Origin of the sequence: Pseudomonas sp. DY-1, from assembly GCF_003626975.1 — a bacterium.
In the GTDB taxonomy this organism is placed as follows: Bacteria; Pseudomonadota; Gammaproteobacteria; order Pseudomonadales; family Pseudomonadaceae; genus Metapseudomonas.
Genome location: NZ_CP032616.1, coordinates 3094425 through 3111838, shown reverse-complemented (window position 1 = coordinate 3111838; position 17414 = coordinate 3094425). Strand labels below are relative to the sequence as shown.

Annotated in this window: 17 protein-coding genes; 13 read left to right on the top strand and 4 right to left on the bottom strand. The window is 61.4% G+C overall.

Annotated features, from left to right (window positions below; all coding sequences use genetic code 11):
• The first annotated feature begins 132 nt into the window (after positions 1 to 132).
• The 10 genes from D6Z43_RS14675 (at position 133) to hisC (ending at position 8018) form a co-directional block, all read left to right on the top strand.
• Positions 133 to 942 (top strand): ABC transporter ATP-binding protein, encoded by an 810-nt coding sequence (locus tag D6Z43_RS14675; protein WP_120652898.1) that lies wholly within the window; start codon positions 133 to 135, stop codon positions 940 to 942.
• Entirely contained in the window at positions 942 to 1739 is a 798-nt protein-coding gene (gene mlaE, locus D6Z43_RS14670) for a lipid asymmetry maintenance ABC transporter permease subunit MlaE (RefSeq protein WP_120652897.1), read from the top strand. The genes D6Z43_RS14675 and mlaE overlap by 1 nt, the downstream gene beginning before the upstream one ends.
• Positions 1739 to 2206: an outer membrane lipid asymmetry maintenance protein MlaD gene (gene mlaD / locus D6Z43_RS14665; protein WP_120652896.1), complete on the top strand. Its 468-nt coding sequence runs from the start codon at positions 1739 to 1741 to the stop codon at positions 2204 to 2206. Before mlaE ends, mlaD begins: the two co-directional genes overlap by 1 nt.
• Positions 2207 to 2217: 11 nt before the next feature.
• On the top strand, positions 2218 to 2862 hold the full coding sequence (locus D6Z43_RS14660; RefSeq protein ID WP_120655271.1) for a phospholipid-binding protein MlaC: 645 nt from the start codon (positions 2218 to 2220) through the stop codon (positions 2860 to 2862).
• The gene (locus D6Z43_RS14655) at positions 2859 to 3167 is read left to right on the top strand and encodes a lipid asymmetry maintenance protein MlaB (RefSeq protein ID WP_120652895.1); all 309 of its coding nucleotides are present in this window, start codon (positions 2859 to 2861) and stop codon (positions 3165 to 3167) included. The genes D6Z43_RS14660 and D6Z43_RS14655 overlap by 4 nt, the downstream gene beginning before the upstream one ends.
• A 109-nt stretch (positions 3168 to 3276) precedes the next feature.
• Entirely contained in the window at positions 3277 to 3516 is a 240-nt protein-coding gene (locus D6Z43_RS14650) for a BolA family protein (RefSeq protein WP_120652894.1), read from the top strand.
• A gap of 20 nt (positions 3517 to 3536) precedes the next feature.
• Entirely contained in the window at positions 3537 to 4802 is a 1266-nt protein-coding gene (gene murA, locus D6Z43_RS14645) for a UDP-N-acetylglucosamine 1-carboxyvinyltransferase (protein WP_028628484.1), read from the top strand.
• Positions 4803 to 4891: 89 nt separating this feature from the next.
• Positions 4892 to 5527, top strand: coding sequence for an ATP phosphoribosyltransferase (gene hisG, locus D6Z43_RS14640; protein WP_120652893.1), 636 nt, complete (start codon positions 4892 to 4894; stop codon positions 5525 to 5527).
• Positions 5528 to 5649: 122 nt separating this feature from the next.
• On the top strand, positions 5650 to 6963 hold the full coding sequence (gene hisD, locus D6Z43_RS14635; protein ID WP_120652892.1) for a histidinol dehydrogenase: 1314 nt from the start codon (positions 5650 to 5652) through the stop codon (positions 6961 to 6963).
• Positions 6964 to 6965: 2 nt separating this feature from the next.
• Positions 6966 to 8018, top strand: a complete 1053-nt coding sequence (gene hisC / locus D6Z43_RS14630) for a histidinol-phosphate transaminase (RefSeq protein WP_120652891.1) — start codon at positions 6966 to 6968, stop codon at positions 8016 to 8018.
• 64 nt (positions 8019 to 8082) lie between these two features.
• On the opposite strand, the gene D6Z43_RS14625 is transcribed toward hisC, so the two are convergent.
• From D6Z43_RS14625 to algW, 3 genes are all read right to left on the bottom strand, one after another.
• Positions 8083 to 8811 carry a DUF4198 domain-containing protein gene (locus D6Z43_RS14625; RefSeq protein ID WP_120652890.1) on the bottom strand — a complete coding sequence of 243 codons (729 nt, stop codon included), beginning with the start codon at positions 8809 to 8811 and terminating at the stop codon, positions 8083 to 8085.
• Between the two features lie 12 nt (positions 8812 to 8823).
• Positions 8824 to 10923, bottom strand: a complete 2100-nt coding sequence (locus tag D6Z43_RS14620; protein WP_120652889.1) for a TonB-dependent siderophore receptor — start codon at positions 10921 to 10923, stop codon at positions 8824 to 8826.
• Positions 10924 to 11051: 128 nt separating this feature from the next.
• Complete coding sequence (gene algW / locus D6Z43_RS14615) at positions 11052 to 12203, bottom strand: Do family serine endopeptidase AlgW (RefSeq protein WP_120652888.1); 1152 nt, start codon at positions 12201 to 12203, stop codon at positions 11052 to 11054.
• A 111-nt stretch (positions 12204 to 12314) separates the two neighbouring features.
• Here algW and D6Z43_RS14610 point away from each other — a divergent pair, with 111 nt between their 5' ends.
• Complete coding sequence (locus D6Z43_RS14610) at positions 12315 to 13073, top strand: Nif3-like dinuclear metal center hexameric protein (RefSeq protein WP_120652887.1); 759 nt, start codon at positions 12315 to 12317, stop codon at positions 13071 to 13073.
• Positions 13074 to 13121: 48 nt separating this feature from the next.
• Here the strand turns inward: D6Z43_RS14610 and mltB are convergent, their stop codons facing one another.
• A complete protein-coding gene (gene mltB, locus D6Z43_RS14605) occupies positions 13122 to 14219 on the bottom strand; it encodes a lytic murein transglycosylase B (RefSeq protein ID WP_120652886.1) in 1098 nt (365 codons plus the stop codon).
• 334 nt (positions 14220 to 14553) lie between these two features.
• Between mltB and cysD the strand changes: the two genes are divergently transcribed.
• A complete protein-coding gene (gene cysD, locus D6Z43_RS14600) occupies positions 14554 to 15471 on the top strand; it encodes a sulfate adenylyltransferase subunit CysD (RefSeq protein ID WP_120652885.1) in 918 nt (305 codons plus the stop codon).
• 12 nt (positions 15472 to 15483) lie between these two features.
• Entirely contained in the window at positions 15484 to 17385 is a 1902-nt protein-coding gene (gene cysN, locus D6Z43_RS14595) for a sulfate adenylyltransferase subunit CysN (protein WP_120652884.1), read from the top strand.
• Positions 17386 to 17414 lie beyond the last annotated feature (29 nt).

The following is a 17414-nucleotide window of genomic DNA, read 5'->3' as shown; positions in this document are numbered from 1 at the left end:
GACGCTAGCGTGGCCTTGGGAGGCGCAAGGCCGCGGTGATATAGTTCGCGCCCTGTTCGGCCCGTTCTGAGCGGAGTGTCCTTGCGTTGGGGCGCGTCGTCTTCCAGGGAGGCTGTATCGCAAGGAGTCTAGATGAGTGCCGAAAACACCTACGCCGTCGAGTTGAAGGGGGTTACCTTCAATCGTGGCGCGCGCAGCATTTTCCAAGACGTCGATATTCGTATCCCGCGCGGCAAGGTTACCGGCATCATGGGGCCTTCCGGCTGCGGCAAGACCACGCTACTGCGCCTGATTGCTGCCCAGCTCAAGCCCGCGAGTGGCGAAGTCTGGGTCAACGGTCAGAATCTGCCCAAGCTCTCCCGCGCCGACCTGTTCGACATGCGCAAGCAGTTTGGCGTGCTGTTCCAGAGCGGTGCGTTGTTCACCGATCTGGATGTCTTCGAGAACGTCGCGTTTCCTTTGCGGGTGCACACCAAGCTGCCTGAGGAAATGATTCGTGACATTGTCTTGCTGAAACTTCAGGCAGTTGGCCTGCGTGGCGCCATCGAACTGATGCCGGACGAGTTGTCTGGCGGCATGAAGCGGCGCGTGGCGCTGGCGCGCGCAATTGCGCTCGATCCTCAGATCCTGATGTATGACGAACCGTTCGTCGGTCAGGACCCCATTGCCATGGGGGTTCTGGTGCGCTTGATTCGCCTGCTTAACGATGCACTCGGTATCACCAGCATCGTGGTTTCCCACGATCTGGCGGAAACCGCCAGCATTGCTGACTACATCTATGTGGTGGGTGATGCGCAGGTGCTGGGGCAGGGAACTCCGGACGAGCTGATGAATTCCGATAACCCGCGTATCCGCCAGTTCATGAAAGGCATTCCGGATGGACCGGTGCCCTTCCATTTCCCGGCACCTGATTACCGCAAAGACTTGCTGGGGGGGCGCTGATGCGCAAGAAGTCCTTGCTCGAGCGCGTTCGCCTGCTCGGGCGTTCTGGTCTGGACGTGCTGGAAGCGCTTGGGCGCTCCACACTGTTCCTGTTGCATGCCCTGTTCGGCCGCACTGGCGTTGGCAATGGCTTTCAGTTGCTGGTCAAGCAGCTCTATGCCGTCGGCGTGATGTCGCTGGCGATCATCGTCGTTTCCGGCGTTTTCATCGGCATGGTGTTGGCCCTGCAGGGATACAACATCCTGGTCGACTACGGTTCAGAGCAGGCAGTCGGCCAGATGGTGGCGCTGACGCTGCTGCGTGAGCTTGGTCCAGTAGTGACCGGCCTGCTTTTCGCTGGTCGGGCTGGCTCCGCGCTGACCGCCGAGATCGGCAACATGAAATCCACCGAGCAGCTCTCAAGCCTGGAAATGATCGGCGTCGACCCGCTCAAGTACATCATCGCCCCCCGGCTCTGGGCCGGCTTTATCTCGATGCCGCTGCTGGCGATGATTTTCAGCGTCGTGGGCATCTGGGGTGGCGCCATGGTGGCCGTGGACTGGCTGGGCGTCTATGAGGGCTCTTTCTGGGCCAATATGCAGAACAGTGTGCAATTCACCGAGGATGTGCTGAACGGCGTGATCAAGAGCGTCGTATTCGCCTTCGTGGTGACCTGGATCGCCGTGTTCCAAGGGTATGACTGCGAGCCGACCTCGGAAGGGATCAGCCGCGCTACGACTAAAACCGTGGTCTATGCCTCGCTCGCCGTGCTGGGGCTGGACTTCATCCTGACCGCCTTGATGTTTGGAGATTTCTGATGCAAATCCGCACCTTGGAGATTGGTGTCGGCCTGTTCCTCCTGGCCGGTCTGTTGGCCTTGCTGCTGCTGGCTTTACGGGTCAGCGGCCTGTCCTACGGCGTCAGCGATGACACCTATAAGCTTTACGCGCATTTCGACAATATTGCCGGTTTGACTGTCAGAGCAAAGGTAACCATGGCCGGTGTCACCATCGGCAAGGTTACAGCGATCGATCTGGATCGCGACAGCTACACCGGCCGCGTCACGATGGAAGTCGAAAAGCGTGTGGACAACCTGCCTGCGGACTCCACCGCGTCCATCCTCACGGCCGGCCTGCTGGGTGAAAAGTACATTGGCATCAGCGTCGGCGGCGACGAGGAACTGCTCAAGGATGGCGGAACCATCCGTGACACCCAGTCGGCCCTGGTGTTGGAAGACCTGATCGGCAAGTTCCTGCTGAACTCGGTCAACAAAGAGAGCAAATGAGGATGCGAAACATGATCAATGCCCTGCGTAACGGCCTGCTGGTCCTGCTGGCGGCCCTGCCTCTGCTGGCCACCGCTGCGCCGAGCGCGCGCGATGTGGTGCAGCAAACCACCGACCAGCTGCTGGCCGACCTGAGGGCCAATAAAGAGCAATATCGCAGCGACCCGAACGCGTTCTACGAGGCCCTGAACGGCATTCTTGGTCCAGTGGTGGATGCCGATGGCATCTCCCGCAGCATCATGACCGTGAAGTACTCGCGTAAGGCTACTCCTGAGCAGATGACGCGCTTCCAGGATAATTTCAAACGCAGCCTGATCCAGTTCTACGGCAATGCCCTGCTGGAGTACGACAACCAGGAAATTCGTGTACTGCCGGCCAAGCAGGAAGATCCTGAGCGCACCAGCGTCGGCATGGAGGTCAAAGACAGCAAAGGCACCGTCTACCCGGTTTCCTACACCATGGTGAACGTCAATGGGCAGTGGATGCTGCGCAACGTGATCATCAACGGCATCAACATCGGCAAGCTGTTCCGCGACCAGTTCGCCGACACCATGCAGCGCAATGGTAACGACCTCGACAAGACCATCAATGGTTGGGCCGAAGTGGTTGCCAAGGCCAAACAGTCTGAAGAAGCCAAGCAGGCGGGCGGTCAATGAGCGAGGCCCGTATCGAACAGGCCGCTCCGGGCGAGTTGCGCCTGGTTGGCGTGCTCGATTACAGCACCGGACCGCAACTGCGCGAAGACGGGAGGCGGCTGATCCAGACGAGCAGCACCGCCTCCGTGCTGCTGGACTGCTCCGCGGTAGAGAAGACCAGCAGTGTCGGCCTCGCGCTGCTGCTGGCTTTCATGCGCGATTCCAGCGCTTCCGGTAAGTCGTTAACGGTACGTGGAGTGCCAGAAGACATGCGGCAGATTGCCGACGTCTCCGGATTGACCGAGCTGCTGCCGCTGGAGGCTTGATTCGATCAAACCGCCCTCCGTCTGGCCCCGCGCGCGCGGGGTTCGCAGGCAGAGGGCTTTTTTGTATCATGGCCGACCCGCGCGCGTTGGGCGCCGATTGAGGTTGAGCATGCAGGCCGTAGAAGTGAAAAGCCTCCTGGAGGCGAAACTGCCAGGTACCCAGGTGGAAGTTGAAGGGGAAGGCTGCAACTTCCAGTTGAACCTGATCAGCGACGAGCTGGCCGGCCTGAGCCCGGTGAAGCGTCAGCAACAGGTATACGCCCACCTGAACGCCTGGATCGCTGATGGCAGCATCCACGCTGTCACCATGAAATTCTTCAGCCAGGCCGATTGGGCCGAGCGTTCCTGAGCCCAGCTTTCGAGAGAGCAATGGACAAACTGATTATTACCGGCGGTCAACGCCTCGATGGCGAGATCCGCATTTCCGGCGCCAAGAACTCTGCGTTGCCGATCCTGGCCGCTACCTTGCTGGCTGATACCCCAGTCACCGTAGCTAACCTTCCGCACCTGCACGACATCACCACCATGATCGAACTTTTCGGTCGCATGGGCGTGCAGCCAGTGATCGACGAGAAGCTGGCCGTTGAAGTCGACGCCAGCAGTATCAAGACCCTGGTCGCGCCCTACGAGCTGGTCAAGACCATGCGCGCTTCCATCCTGGTGCTTGGTCCGATGGTGGCTCGCTTTGGTGAAGCCGAAGTAGCGCTTCCCGGTGGCTGTGCCATTGGTTCGCGTCCGGTTGACCTTCACATCCGCGGCCTCGAGGCCATGGGCGCGAAGATCGACGTCGAGGGTGGTTACATCAAGGCCAAGGCTCCGGCCGGCGGCCTGCGTGGCGCCAACTTCTTCTTCGATACGGTCAGTGTGACCGGTACCGAGAACATCATGATGGCTGCAGCGCTGGCCAACGGCCGTACCGTTCTGCAGAACGCTGCCCGCGAGCCGGAAGTGGTTGACCTGGCCAACTGCCTGATCGCCATGGGCGCGCAGATCCAGGGTGCGGGTACCGACACCATCACCATCGACGGCGTGAAACGCCTTGGCGGTGCGCGCTACAACGTGATGCCCGACCGTATCGAAACGGGTACCTACCTGGTGGCAGCTGCCGCCACTGGTGGCCGCGTCAAGCTCAAGGACACTGATCCGACCATCCTCGAAGCCGTGCTCCAGAAGCTGGAAGAGGCCGGTGCACACATCAACACCGGCAACAACTGGATCGAGCTGGACATGAAGGGCAATCGCCCGAAAGCGGTCAACGTGCGCACTGCGCCGTACCCGGCGTTCCCCACCGACATGCAGGCCCAGTTCATCTCCATGAACGCCGTGGCCGAAGGCACCGGTGCGGTGATCGAGACCGTATTCGAAAACCGCTTCATGCACGTCTACGAAATGAATCGCATGGGCGCTCAGATCCTGGTGGAAGGCAACACCGCCATCGTTACCGGCGTGCCGAAGCTCAAGGGCGCACCGGTCATGGCGACCGACCTGCGCGCTTCCGCCAGCCTGGTGATTGCCGGTCTGGTGGCAGAGGGCGATACCCTGATCGACCGCATCTACCACATCGACCGTGGTTACGAGTGCATCGAAGAAAAACTGCAGTTGCTCGGCGCCAAGATTCGCCGCGTGCCGGGTTAGGTCGAAATGCGGGCCGGCCCTGAAAGGGCCGGTCCGTGATGACCGCGCAACAGGCCCGTCAAGGGCCGTAGCCAAGGAAATCCAGTTTCATGCTCACCATCGCGCTGTCCAAGGGCCGAATTCTCGACGACACCCTGCCGCTACTTGCCGAGGCCGGCATCGTACCGACCGAGAATCCGGACAAGAGCCGCAAGCTGATCATCCCTACTACCCAGGAGGATGTACGCCTGCTCATCGTGCGTGCCACTGACGTGCCGACCTATGTCGAGCATGGCGCGGCCGATCTCGGCGTTGCTGGCAAGGACGTGTTGATGGAGTACGGTGGCCAGGGCCTGTACGAGCCGCTGGACCTCAGGATCGCCTGCTGCAAGCTGATGACCGCTGGCGCGATCGGTGCGCCTGAGCCAAAGGGGCGCCTTCGCGTAGCCACCAAATTCGTCAACGTCGCCAAACGCTACTACGCCGAACAGGGCCGCCAGGTCGATGTGATCAAGCTCTATGGCTCGATGGAGTTGGCGCCCCTGGTGGGCCTGGCTGACAAGATCATCGACGTCGTCGACACCGGCAATACCCTGCGCGCCAACGGCCTGGAACCCCAGGAGTTGATCGCCACCATCAGCTCGCGACTGATCGTCAACAAGGCATCGATGAAGATGCAGCACGCGCGCATCCAGGCACTGATCGAAGTGCTGCGCAGCGCGGTCGAGTCTCGACACCCCAGCTGACACCTGAGTGCGGCCCTGCGCCGCACGCGCCTATCCGTGTCATAGCCAATATTCTCGGGTGCCCGCACGGTGGGCTTGCTACTCTAGCGGCGCCCGAGCAATTGCCATTCAAGAGGCCCGCTATGACCGCTCCAATCGCCATCCGCCGACTCAATGCCGCTGATCAGGATTTCGCGCGACACCTGGATCATCTGCTGAGCTGGGAAAGCGTATCCGACGAAGCGGTCAACCAGCGTGTCCTCGACATCATCCAGGCCGTGCGTGAGCGTGGCGACGCTGCTGTAGTCGAGTTCACCCAGCGCTTCGACGGTGTGCAGGCGACCACCATGGCGGAACTGATCCTTCCGCGCGAGCGCCTGGAGCTGGCCCTGACCCGTATTACCGCCGAGCAGCGCAAGGCGCTGGAAACCGCTGCCGCTCGTGTGCGTAGCTATCACGAGAAGCAGAAACAGGACTCCTGGACCTACACCGAAGCTGACGGCACGGTACTGGGCCAGCAGGTAACTCCGCTGGATCGCGCAGGTCTTTATGTACCCGGCGGCAAGGCGTCGTATCCGTCGTCCGTGTTGATGAATGCGATTCCCGCCAAGGTCGCTGGAGTTGCCGAGGTGGTGATGGTCGTGCCGACGCCTCGCGGCGAAATCAACGAGATCGTCCTTGCGGCTGCCTGTGTGGCTGGGGTGGACCGTGTCTTCACCATCGGCGGCGCCCAGGCGGTGGCCGCACTGGCCTATGGCACCGAGAGCGTGCCCCAGGTGGACAAGATCGTCGGTCCGGGCAACATCTATGTCGCCACGGCCAAGCGCCACGTCTTCGGACAGGTAGGTATCGATATGATTGCTGGTCCGTCGGAAATTCTCGTGGTCTGCGATGGCGGCACCGATCCCGACTGGATCGCCATGGACCTGTTCTCGCAGGCCGAGCACGACGAAGACGCCCAGGCCATCCTGGTCAGCCCCGATGCCGCCTTCCTCGACAAGGTTGCCGCCAGCATCGACAAACTGCTCCCGACCATGGAGCGTGCCGAGATCATTCGCACCTCCCTGGAGAACCGCGGCGCACTGATCCTGGTGGCCGATGAGGCCCAGGCGTGCCAAGTGGCCAACCGCATCGCTCCCGAGCACCTGGAGCTGTCCGTTGCCGATCCGCAGTCCTGGCTCCCGCATATCCGCCACGCCGGCGCCATCTTCATGGGGCGTTATACCGCCGAAGCCTTGGGCGACTACTGCGCTGGTCCGAACCACGTTCTGCCGACCTCCGGCACTGCGCGCTTCTCCTCACCGCTGGGTGTGTACGACTTCCAGAAGCGTTCCTCGATCATTTTCTGCTCGGCCGACGGCGCGTCCGAACTGGGCAAGACCGCGTCCATCCTGGCCCGGGGCGAGTCTCTGACAGCCCACGCGCGCAGCGCCGAATTCCGCATCAAGGGGGAGTGAGCATGAGCAAATTCTGGAGTCCCTTCGTCAAGGGCCTGGTGCCCTACGTTCCTGGCGAGCAGCCCAAGCTGGCGAAGCTGGTCAAGCTGAACACCAACGAGAATCCTTACGGTCCGTCGCCCAAAGCGGTGGCGGCCATGCAGGCTGAGGTGGGTGACAACCTGCGCCTGTATCCAGACCCGAACAGTGACCGCCTGAAGCAGGCGGTGGCCGACTACTACGGTGTGCAGACGAACCAGGTGTTCGTCGGCAACGGCTCGGACGAGGTCCTGGCACACGCTTTCCACGGCCTGTTCCAGCACGGCAAGCCGCTGCTGTTCCCGGATGTGAGCTACAGCTTCTACCCGGTCTACTGTGGGCTGTATGGCATCCCCTTCGAGGCGCTGCCGCTGGACGAACAGTTTCAGATTCGCGTCGAAGACTATGCGCGCCCCAATGGCGGCATCGTCTTCCCCAACCCCAATGCACCCACTGGCTGCCTGCTGGCGCTGGAGGCTATCGAACGTCTGCTCAGGGCCAACCCGGACACCGTAGTGCTGGTGGACGAGGCCTACATCGACTTCGGTGGCGAGACGGCTATCAGCCTGGTGGACCGCTATCCGAACCTGCTGGTGACCCAGACCCTGTCCAAGTCCCGGTCTCTGGCGGGGCTGCGGGTTGGCCTGGCTGTCGGCCATCCGGACCTGATCGAGGCGCTGGATCGGATCAAGAACAGCTTCAACTCCTACCCGCTGGATCGCATGGCAATCGCTGGTGCCGCGGTTGCGTTCGAAGACAAGGCGTACTTCGAGGCAACCTGCCGCAAGGTGATCGACAGCCGCGAATCGCTAGTGGCTGATCTGGGAAAGCTGGGCTTCGAGGTGCTGCCCTCGGCGGCCAACTTCGTATTCGCGCGCCATCCCCAGAAGGATGCCGCCAGCATTGCCGCTGGATTGCGCGAACAGGGCGTGATCGTTCGCCACTTCAAGCAGGAGCGAATTGCCCAGTTCCTGCGCATCACCATTGGCACGCCCGAGCAGAACCAGGCGTTGCTGGATGCCTTGCGTAATCTCTGATTTTCGCGGGTGAGTAAAAGAAAAGCCGAGCGCGGGTCACCGCCTCGGCTTTTTTCTTGGGCGCTCATTCGTGGTGCGGTGCGCCAAGGAAGGTCAGCGAACTGAACAGTCCGTGCTGTTTCACGTCGGGATCGTTCGGAGTATCCAGGGTGACCTGGGCGGCGATGATGTTCAGCCCGGAATTGCGTACCGGCATCTTGGCGCGACCGTCGGCGTCGGTTGTGGCGCTTACGGTATCGGGTTCGCCCCGGTAGTCGCCGATCAGTTCGACACCGGACGCCGGCTTGCCGTCCAGTAGCACCCTTACCGGCAGCGAATTACCCGGTCCAACCGCCAGCGGATCGGCTTCCGGCACTATCGCCAGGCGTATGCGCTTGAGCTCCGGGAGCTGCGTTCCTGATTGATAAAACGCCAGGTTGTACTTCCAGGTATGGATGGACGCAACAGCCCCGGGAACCTGCCGCTGCCCCTGGTTTATCCACTGCTTGTCGGCGGTCTGCGACCAAGGACCGTTGTCCAGGGCTACCGCCAGGATTGCTGGCGCTTTCAAGGGTTTGAGCCGTGCATGGTCCACCAGGCGCTCGACCGACACCGGGATCATCCGCCCCTGTGCGTCAAAGGCCCAGGCACCGCTGACTTTATCCGCCTTGAAGGCGTCGTCTTCGGCGCCGTGTCCGTAGATCACTTCGATGTTGCCGCGCCGTTGTTCGGTCCACAGTCCGTGGGCATGAACGTGACCTGCGAAGGCAGCTGCAAGGATGGGGGTGAGGAAGAAGCGTTTGTCCAGGCGCATGGAGATTTCCTATCAGAGGTCGAGGGTGAGACTGAAGTTGAGGTTGCGGGGCTCGCCGGGCATGACCCAAGCGCTGTTGTACGAGCGCTCGTAGTACTTGCGGTCGAAGAGGTTGTTGAGGTTCAGGCCGACTGTTGCTCGTTCGCTCGCCTCGTAATGGGCGAGCAGGTCGAGGGTGGCGTAGGCAGGGAGCTCGAGCGGGCTGCCGGCCTGGCCGGAGCGATTGCCGACATAGTTGAGGGCGGCTCCGATATCCGAGCCCTGCAGACGACCGCCCTTGAACTCATAGACAGCCAGCAGGCTGCCACTGTGCTCGGGCACGCCGAGCAGGCGACTGCCTTCGGGCAGCACGTTGTCCTTGGTGATCTCGGCGTCGATGTAGGCATAGGCGCCGATCAGCCGTACCGTGTCGGTCAGCTGTCCACTGACCTGCAGGTCCAGGCCCTGGCTGCGCGCGCGGCCGGCTGCGATGTTTTCGCCGGGATTGTTTGGGGCGGCCGTGAGTACGTTTTCCTTGTCGATGTGGAAGAGTGCGACCGTTGCACCGATGCGGCCACCCAGCAGGTCGAGCTTTAAGCCAGCCTCCTTGCCGAAACCTTTTTCCGGATCGAAGCCAGTGCCCTGGCTGCCGATTGCGTTGGGTTTGACTGATGTCGCCGCGTTGGCGAACAGGCCTATCTCTGGTGTCAGCTGGTAGAGCAGGCCGCTTCGCAGGGTCAGGCTTTCCTTGTCCTGGCCATTGCTGATTCGCGTCGCGCGGTTCAGTGCCGTCTGTTCGAAATGTTCGAAGCGGGCGCCGATCAAGCCCTTCCAGCCTTGGCCGAAGTCGATCTGGTCCTGCAGGTTCAATGCGCGGCTTTCCACCTGTTCGAAGAAGTCGTTTGGATTGACGATTGGCGGCTTCGGCCTGCCGTACACCGGGTTATAGATGTCCAGGCCGTAATCCAGTGATGTCAGGCTTTGTGGGTACTTCTGGCTGTTGCGGTAGTTCTCGTACTCGATGCCAGCCAGGCTCTGGTGCAGCCAATTGCCCGTCTCGAAGAGGCCATGCAGTTCCAGTTGAGTGATGCTGTCGTTCCACTCGAAATCCCGCTGGCGATAGAAACGGGTCACCTGGGTGCCGATCAGTCGTGAGGTCTCTGAGGAGTCACCCTGCAAGTGTCCCTGGGCGTAATGATTGGCCAGGCGCAGTTTCCAGCTGTCATTGAGGTGATGCTCCAGGCTGGCCTGGATCATCTGGTTGCGATTGCGGACTTCACCGTCGTAGGGTTCGCCGAGGAAGGTGGAGCGTTTGACCGTTCCCAGCTCTCCGTTCACGGCCGGGATACCGCGATCGAACACCGATTCGTGCTGGACGAACTCCGTCTCCAGCAGCAGGCGGGTATCGGGGGTCAGTTGCCAGCTCAGGGAGGGGCTGATCGCCAGGCGTTGGTTGCCGGCATGGTTGCGAAAGCTGCTGTTGTCCTCAGTTGCCAGATTGATGCGCGACAGCAGCATGTCTTCATCATCGAGCGGCGCGTTGACATCCAGGCTGACGCGATAGCGGTCCCAACTCCCGGCACTGGCCTTGAAGCGCGAGAAGCGTTCGGCCTGGGGCTTCTTGGTCACTATATTCACAGTGCCACCCGGATCGCCGCGCCCATACAGGCTGGCGGCGGGTCCCTTGAGCACTTCGATGCGCTCGATGACGGAGGTGTCTGGCGAGCTGTAGCTGCCGCGGTTTATTGCGAAACCGTTCTTGTACAACTCGCCCGTGGTGAAGCCGCGGATGCTGTAGGAGAGTAAGGTCAGGCCGCCGAAGTTGTTCTGCCGCGATACGCCCCCGGCGAAATCCAAGGCTCGATCGAGGCGGGAAATGTCCAGGTCCTCCAGCACTTGAGCCGGAATCACGCTTATCGCCTGGGGGATGTCGCGGATATCGGTATCGGTGCGGGTAGCACTGGCCGAACGGGTTGCGCGGTAGCCGCGTACCGGGCCATCCGCGTTTTCCTGACGGTGCTCGTTGATCTGAATGTCGTCCAGTAGAAGGGGGAGGGTCGCTTCGGCGGCAGTGGCTTCGCCCAGCAGGCTGAGAAGCAACCCGGTGACAGGCGCGAGGTGGTGGGAGCGCATCGGAAGTCTCGCAGAAGATGTAATAACATAACATTTTGCAAGGCGAGAATCGTTCTTGTCCAGCGTCGGATGATTCCTGCTTTGGCCCAGAAATCGAAAACGGCGCCCTCAGGCGCCGTGTTTATCGATCAGCTGCCGCCGTTGCTACTGGGCGGCGGCCGCACACCGACTTCTGCGGTCAATTCCAGTTCCTGGCCGTTGCGCATCACCTGAATGCTTACCTTTTCACCGGGGCGAGTACGCGCCACCTGGTTCATCGAGCGGCGGCCGTCACCAGCCGGTTCGCCGTCGATGCTGAGAATGATGTCACCGGGTTGCAGGGTGGCGCGTTGGGCTGGGCTGTCGCGGTAGATGCCGGCGACTACGATGCCGGGGCGACCTTCCAGGCCGAAGGATTCCGCGAGCTCCGGGGTCAGGGGTTGTACTTCGATGCCTAGCCAGCCGCGAATCACCGAGCCGTGCTCGACGATCGCCTTCATGACTTCCAGCGCCAGTTTGACCGGAATGGCGAAGCCGATGCCCTGGGAGCCACCTGACTTGGAGAAAATCGCGGTGTTGATGCCGATCAGGTTGCCGTTGGCGTCAACCAGCGCGCCGCCGGAGTTACCGGGGTTGATCGCGGCGTCGGTCTGGATGAAGTCTTCATAGGTGTTCAGGCCCAACTGGTTCCGGCCGGTGGCGCTGATGATGCCCATGGTCACGGTCTGGCCGACTCCGAAAGGGTTACCGATCGCCAGGGCAACGTCGCCGATGCGGATATTGTCCGAGCGGCCGAGGGTGATCGGCGGGAGATCCTTGAGGTCGATCTTCAGCACCGCGAGGTCGGTTTCAGGATCGCTTCCCACCAGGCGTGCCAGGGTTTCACGTCCGTCCTTCAGGGCTACCACGATCTGGTCGGCACCTGCGGTCACGTGGTTGTTGGTCAGCAGGTAGCCTTCCGGGCTCATGATCACCGCCGAACCCAGGCTGGACTCCATGCGTCGCTGGCGCGGCAGGTTGTCACCGAAGAACCGGCGGAACTGCGGATCTTCGAACAGCGGATGCGCCGGCTTGCTCACCATCTTGGTGGTGTAGAGGTTGGCAACCGCAGGCGATGCACTGGTGACCGCATCGGCATAAGAGTCGGGGCCCTGGCGGGTGAAATTGAACTTGGGGGCCTCCTGCAGATGCACTTCCTGGCGGGGCAGGCCGACCCATTCCGGGTATTGCTGGATGATCAGCAGTGCCGCGAGCACGCCGACAATCAGGGGCCAGCTGAAAAATCGCAGGGCCTTGAGCATCGAGGGAGAATCCTGAGGGTTGCGGGGGGCAGGGGTGCCCCTTAAGGTGGCGCCATTATACGAGGGCGCTTGTTAAAAACGAGCCGTCCGCAACAGCTTGTGAGGAATGCCATGGCGATTGCCCTGAACACCCTGGTAGAAGAAGCGGACCGTTACCTCAACGCCGCGCGCATCCAGGATTACTGCCCCAACGGCCTGCAGGTCGAGGGGCGTCCGCAGGTCAGCCGGATCGTCACCGGCGTCACCGCCAGCCAAGCGTTGTTGGACGCAGCAGTGGAGGCTGAGGCGGACGTAGTACTGGTGCACCACGGCTACTTCTGGAAAGGCGAGAACCCCTGTGTGGTGGGCATGAAGCAGCGTCGCCTGAAGACCCTGCTAGCCAATGACGTCAGCCTGCTCGCCTATCACTTGCCGCTGGATCTGCATCCGGATGTGGGTAACAACGTGCAGCTCGCGCGCCAACTGGACATCATCGTCGAAGGCCCACTGGAGCCGGATAATCCGCGGACTGTCGGGTTGATCGGCTCCCTGGCCGAGCCCATGACCGCCACCGACTTCGCCCGTCGCGTACGCGAGGTGCTCGGGCGTGAACCCCTGGTGGTGGAGGGCGATCGCATGATCAGCCGGATCGGCTGGTGCACCGGCGGTGGACAGGGCTATATCGATCAGGCGATTGCTGCGGGTGTCGATGCCTATCTCACTGGCGAAGTCTCCGAACAGACAGTGCATAGCGCGCGGGAGAATGGTGTCAGTTTCATCGCCGCCGGCCACCATGCCACTGAGCGGTATGGCGTGCAGGCGCTAGGCGACTACCTGGCCAAGCGCTTCGCCATCGAGCACTTGTTCATCGACTGCGCCAATCCTGCCTGAGTTCGTATGGCAAAGAAAAAACGGCCGGCTCAGTAAACCGGCCGTTTTTCATCGGGAGCCGTGACGTTGGCTCTCCACCGCCTTGCCCAGTTCCCACACCGCCATGGCGTAGTGCGTGCTGTGGTTATAGCGGGTGATCACGTAGAAGTTTGGTAGGCCATACCAGTACTGGTAGGTGTTGCCCATGTCCAGGCGCAGCAGGCTGGCGCTTTGGTGATTGCCCAGCGAACTTTGCGGCCGGAGCCCGGCTGCAGTCAGGACACTGACCGGATATTGGGTCTTGAAGCCGTCTTCCAGCGAGCGCGCCTGGCCGATGGCGCGCACGGCGACGGCGTCGCCGGTGATCCAGCCATGCTGCTTGAAGTAGTTGGCCACGCTGCCGATAGCATCGCGGGGGTTCCACAAGTCTCGTTGTCCGTTGCCATCGAAGTCCACGGCATATTTGGTGAAGGACGTCGGCATGAACTGTCCATAGCCCATCGCGCCGGCATAGGAGCCGCGCAGCGACAGTGGGTCGTCACCTTCCTTGCGCGCCTGCAGAAGAAACTGCTCAAGTTCGCCACTGAAGAACTCGGCGCGGCGAGGGTAAGAGAAGGAAAGGGTGGCCAGCGCGTCGATGATCCGAGTCTTGCCCATTACGCGTCCCCAACGGGTCTCCACACCGATGATGCCGACAATGATTTCCGGCGGTACGCCGTACGTTTGGAAGGCGCGCTGCAGATCAGCTTCGTGCTGGTCCCAGAACAACACGCCGTTGCGCACGTTGCCCGGTGTGATGAATTTCTTTCGGTAGCGTAGCCAGGCGCCGTTGGGGCCACTGGGCGGTGTGTAGGTGGGCGCCTGGCGGTCCATCAGGCGGATCACCCAATCAAGTTCGCGGGTTTGGGAGAACAGGTCTTGCAGGTGCTGGCGATTGAAGTCGTGCTGGCTGACCATGCGATCGATGAAGCGCCGGGCACTGACGTTGCCCGCGAAGTCGCCGCGCAGCGGCGTGATCGGTTGCACCGAACCGAATGTCGGATGGGCACTGGGAGTTATGAGCGTCGGTTGCTTTGGCTTCTGGACCGGCTTTGGGACGGAAGTTGGTTTGCTGCTGCACGCGGAGATCAGGACGAGCAAAGGCAGGGCGAAAGCGACGCGGCGCATAGAAAGTCTTCCGGACAGGAAAATGTGCCGGCTATGCTATCGCGCCGCTGCGCAGGCACAAGTCGCGAGTTGAGTTTGCCCTGCCGGCCCTGTCGTACCCTCTTGGCAGAAGTCCGAGGAAGGTGCGAGCCGCCGAGCTGCTGCACCCTCCGAGGCTGCGTCGTGGCTCAGGTGAAATGGTCCTGGCAACGTCTATGTCACTGAATTCGTACGGCTATATAAGTATATTTTTTTGGTATAAGCCGTCCTCCAGTTAGAGTCTTCTGCTGTGATAGAGTGCCCGCTCGTCCACGGCCCGCCGGCCGTCGTATCAGAAAGACCTTCGTGAGTAGCCATGCTCGATAAACTGACGCACCTGAAACAGCTGGAGGCGGAGAGCATCCACATCATTCGTGAAGTGGCCGCCGAATTCGACAACCCGGTGATGCTCTACTCCATCGGTAAAGACTCCGCCGTCATGCTGCACCTGGCGCGCAAGGCGTTCTTCCCTGGCAAGCTGCCGTTCCCGGTCATGCATGTCGACACTCGCTGGAAGTTCCAGGAGATGTACCAGTTTCGCGACAAGATGGTCGCCGAAATGGGCCTGGACCTGATCACTCATGTGAACCCGGAAGGCGTCGCCCAGGGCATCAACCCCTTCACCCATGGCAGCGCGAAGCACACTGACGTGATGAAGACCGAGGGCCTCAAGCAGGCACTCGACAAGTACGGCTTCGATGCGGCCTTCGGCGGCGCCCGTCGCGACGAGGAGAAGTCCCGCGCCAAGGAGCGTGTGTACTCCTTCCGCGACAGCAAGCATCGCTGGGACCCGAAGAACCAGCGCCCGGAACTGTGGAACGTCTACAACGGCAAGGTGAAGAAGGGCGAGTCGATCCGCGTCTTCCCGCTGTCCAACTGGACCGAGCTGGACATCTGGCAGTACATCTATCTGGAACAGATCCCGATCGTCCCGCTGTACTTCGCCGCCGAGCGTGAAGTCATCGAGAAGAACGGTACGCTGATCATGATCGACGACGAGCGCATCCTCGAGCATCTCTCCGACGAAGAGAAAGCACGCATCGAGAAGCGTATGGTGCGTTTCCGCACCTTGGGCTGCTACCCGCTCACCGGTGCGGTGGAATCCACTGCTACGACTCTGCCGGAAATCATCCAGGAAATGCTCCTGACCCGTACTTCCGAACGCCAGGGGCGGGTCATCGACCACGACGCCGCCGGCTCGATGGAAGAGAAGAAACGTCAGGGCTATTTCTAAGGATTCCGCACCATGAGCCACCAATCCGATCTGATCAGCGAGGACATCCTCGCTTACCTGGCCCAGCACGAACGCAAGGAACTGCTGCGCTTCCTAACTTGCGGCAACGTCGACGACGGCAAGAGCACCCTGATTGGGCGTCTGCTGCACGACTCCAAGATGATCTACGAAGACCATCTGGAAGCCATTACCCGCGACTCCAAGAAAGTCGGCACCACCGGTGACGATGTCGACCTGGCACTGCTGGTTGACGGCCTGCAGGCCGAGCGCGAACAAGGCATCACCATCGACGTGGCGTACCGCTACTTCAGCACCGCCAAGCGCAAGTTCATCATCGCCGACACGCCCGGCCATGAGCAGTACACCCGTAACATGGCCACTGGCGCGTCCACCTGCGACCTGGCCATCATCCTGGTTGATGCCCGCTACGGCGTGCAGACCCAGACCCGCCGGCACAGCTACATCGCGTCCTTGCTGGGTATCAAGCACATCGTCGTCGCCATCAACAAGATGGACCTGAAAGACTTCGACCAGGGTGTGTTCGAGAGCATCAAGGCCGACTACCTGCAGTTTGCCGAACGCATCAAGCTCAACCCCACTTCGATCCACTTCGTGCCGATGTCGGCGCTGAAGGGCGACAACGTGGTGAACAAGAGCGAGCGCTCGCCCTGGTACACCGGGCAGTCGCTGATGGAAATCCTTGAAACCGTGGAAATCGCCGGCGACCGAAACGTCTCCGATATGCGCTTCCCGGTGCAGTACGTGAACCGTCCGAACCTGAACTTCCGCGGCTTCGCCGGCACCCTCGCCAGCGGCATCGTGCGCAAGGGGGACGACGTGGTAGCCCTGCCGTCCGGCAAGGGTAGCCGGGTCAAGTCCATCGTCACCTACGAAGGTGAACTGGAGCAGGCAGGTCCCGGCCAGGCGGTTACCCTGACCCTGGAAGACGAGATCGACGTCTCCCGCGGCGACATGCTGGTACATGCCGACAACCGTCCCGTGGTGACCGACAGCTTCGACGCCATGCTGGTATGGATGGCCGAGGAGCCCATGCTTCCGGGCAAGAAATACGACATCAAGCGCGCAACCAGCTATGTGCCGGGCTCCATCCCGAGCATCGTGCACAAGGTGGACGTCAATACCCTTGAAGAAGCCCCAGCCAGCAGCCTGCAGTTGAACGAGATCGCCAAGGTCAAGGTCAGCCTGGATGCCTCCGTTGCTCTCGATGGCTACGAGCAGAACCGCACGACTGGTGCTTTCATCGTTATCGACCGCCTGACCAATGGCACCGTCGGCGCCGGCATGATCATTGCCGACCCGCAGGCGGGCCGTAACGTCGTTGGCCACCATGGCAAGCTGGCCCACGTTTCTCGCGAAGAGCGGTCCGCTCGGTTCGGCCAGCAACCGGCAACCGTGCTGTTCAGTGGCCTGTCCGGCGCTGGCAAGAGCACACTGGCCTATGCCGTGGAGCGCAAGCTGTTCGACATGGGGCGTGCCGTCTACGTGCTTGATGGTCAGAACCTGCGCCACGACCTGAACAAGGGACTGCCGCAAGATCGAGCTGGGCGCACTGAGAACTGGCGTCGAGCCGCTCACGTCGCGCGTCAGTTCAACGAAGCCGGCCTGGTTACCCTGGCTGCTTTCGTGGCGCCGGATGCCGAAGGGCGCGAGCAGGCCAAGGCGCTGATCGGTGCCGACCGTCTGATCACCGTCTACGTGCAGGCATCGCCACTGGCATGCCGCGAGCGTGATCCACAAGGCCTCTACGCTGCTGGCCAGGACAATATCCCGGGTGAGTCCTTCCCCTACGATGTTCCTCTGAATGCCGATCTGGTGATCGATACTCAGTCCGTCAATGTGGAAGAAGGTGTGAAGCTGGTGCTTGAGGTGCTCCGCGAACGCGGTGCGATCTAACGCCTAGCCCAATAAAAAGCCCCGCAAAT

Bases quoted from the DNA above. Each gene is read 5' to 3' on its own strand.
- D6Z43_RS14675 (WP_120652898.1), top strand. From the start codon at position 133: ATGAGTGCCGAAAACACCTACGCCGTCGAGTTGAAGGGGGTTACCTTC.
- mlaE (WP_120652897.1), top strand. From the start codon at position 942: ATGCGCAAGAAGTCCTTGCTCGAGCGCGTTCGCCTGCTCGGGCGTTCT.
- mlaD (WP_120652896.1), top strand. From the start codon at position 1,739: ATGCAAATCCGCACCTTGGAGATTGGTGTCGGCCTGTTCCTCCTGGCC.
- D6Z43_RS14660 (WP_120655271.1), top strand. From the start codon at position 2,218: ATGATCAATGCCCTGCGTAACGGCCTGCTGGTCCTGCTGGCGGCCCTG.
- D6Z43_RS14655 (WP_120652895.1), top strand. From the start codon at position 2,859: ATGAGCGAGGCCCGTATCGAACAGGCCGCTCCGGGCGAGTTGCGCCTG.
- D6Z43_RS14650 (WP_120652894.1), top strand. From the start codon at position 3,277: ATGCAGGCCGTAGAAGTGAAAAGCCTCCTGGAGGCGAAACTGCCAGGT.
- murA (WP_028628484.1), top strand. From the start codon at position 3,537: ATGGACAAACTGATTATTACCGGCGGTCAACGCCTCGATGGCGAGATC.
- hisG (WP_120652893.1), top strand. From the start codon at position 4,892: ATGCTCACCATCGCGCTGTCCAAGGGCCGAATTCTCGACGACACCCTG.
- hisD (WP_120652892.1), top strand. From the start codon at position 5,650: ATGACCGCTCCAATCGCCATCCGCCGACTCAATGCCGCTGATCAGGAT.
- hisC (WP_120652891.1), top strand. From the start codon at position 6,966: ATGAGCAAATTCTGGAGTCCCTTCGTCAAGGGCCTGGTGCCCTACGTT.
- D6Z43_RS14625 (WP_120652890.1), bottom strand. From the start codon at position 8,811: ATGCGCCTGGACAAACGCTTCTTCCTCACCCCCATCCTTGCAGCTGCC.
- D6Z43_RS14620 (WP_120652889.1), bottom strand. From the start codon at position 10,923: ATGCGCTCCCACCACCTCGCGCCTGTCACCGGGTTGCTTCTCAGCCTG.
- algW (WP_120652888.1), bottom strand. From the start codon at position 12,203: ATGCTCAAGGCCCTGCGATTTTTCAGCTGGCCCCTGATTGTCGGCGTG.
- D6Z43_RS14610 (WP_120652887.1), top strand. From the start codon at position 12,315: ATGGCGATTGCCCTGAACACCCTGGTAGAAGAAGCGGACCGTTACCTC.
- mltB (WP_120652886.1), bottom strand. From the start codon at position 14,219: ATGCGCCGCGTCGCTTTCGCCCTGCCTTTGCTCGTCCTGATCTCCGCG.
- cysD (WP_120652885.1), top strand. From the start codon at position 14,554: ATGCTCGATAAACTGACGCACCTGAAACAGCTGGAGGCGGAGAGCATC.
- cysN (WP_120652884.1), top strand. From the start codon at position 15,484: ATGAGCCACCAATCCGATCTGATCAGCGAGGACATCCTCGCTTACCTG.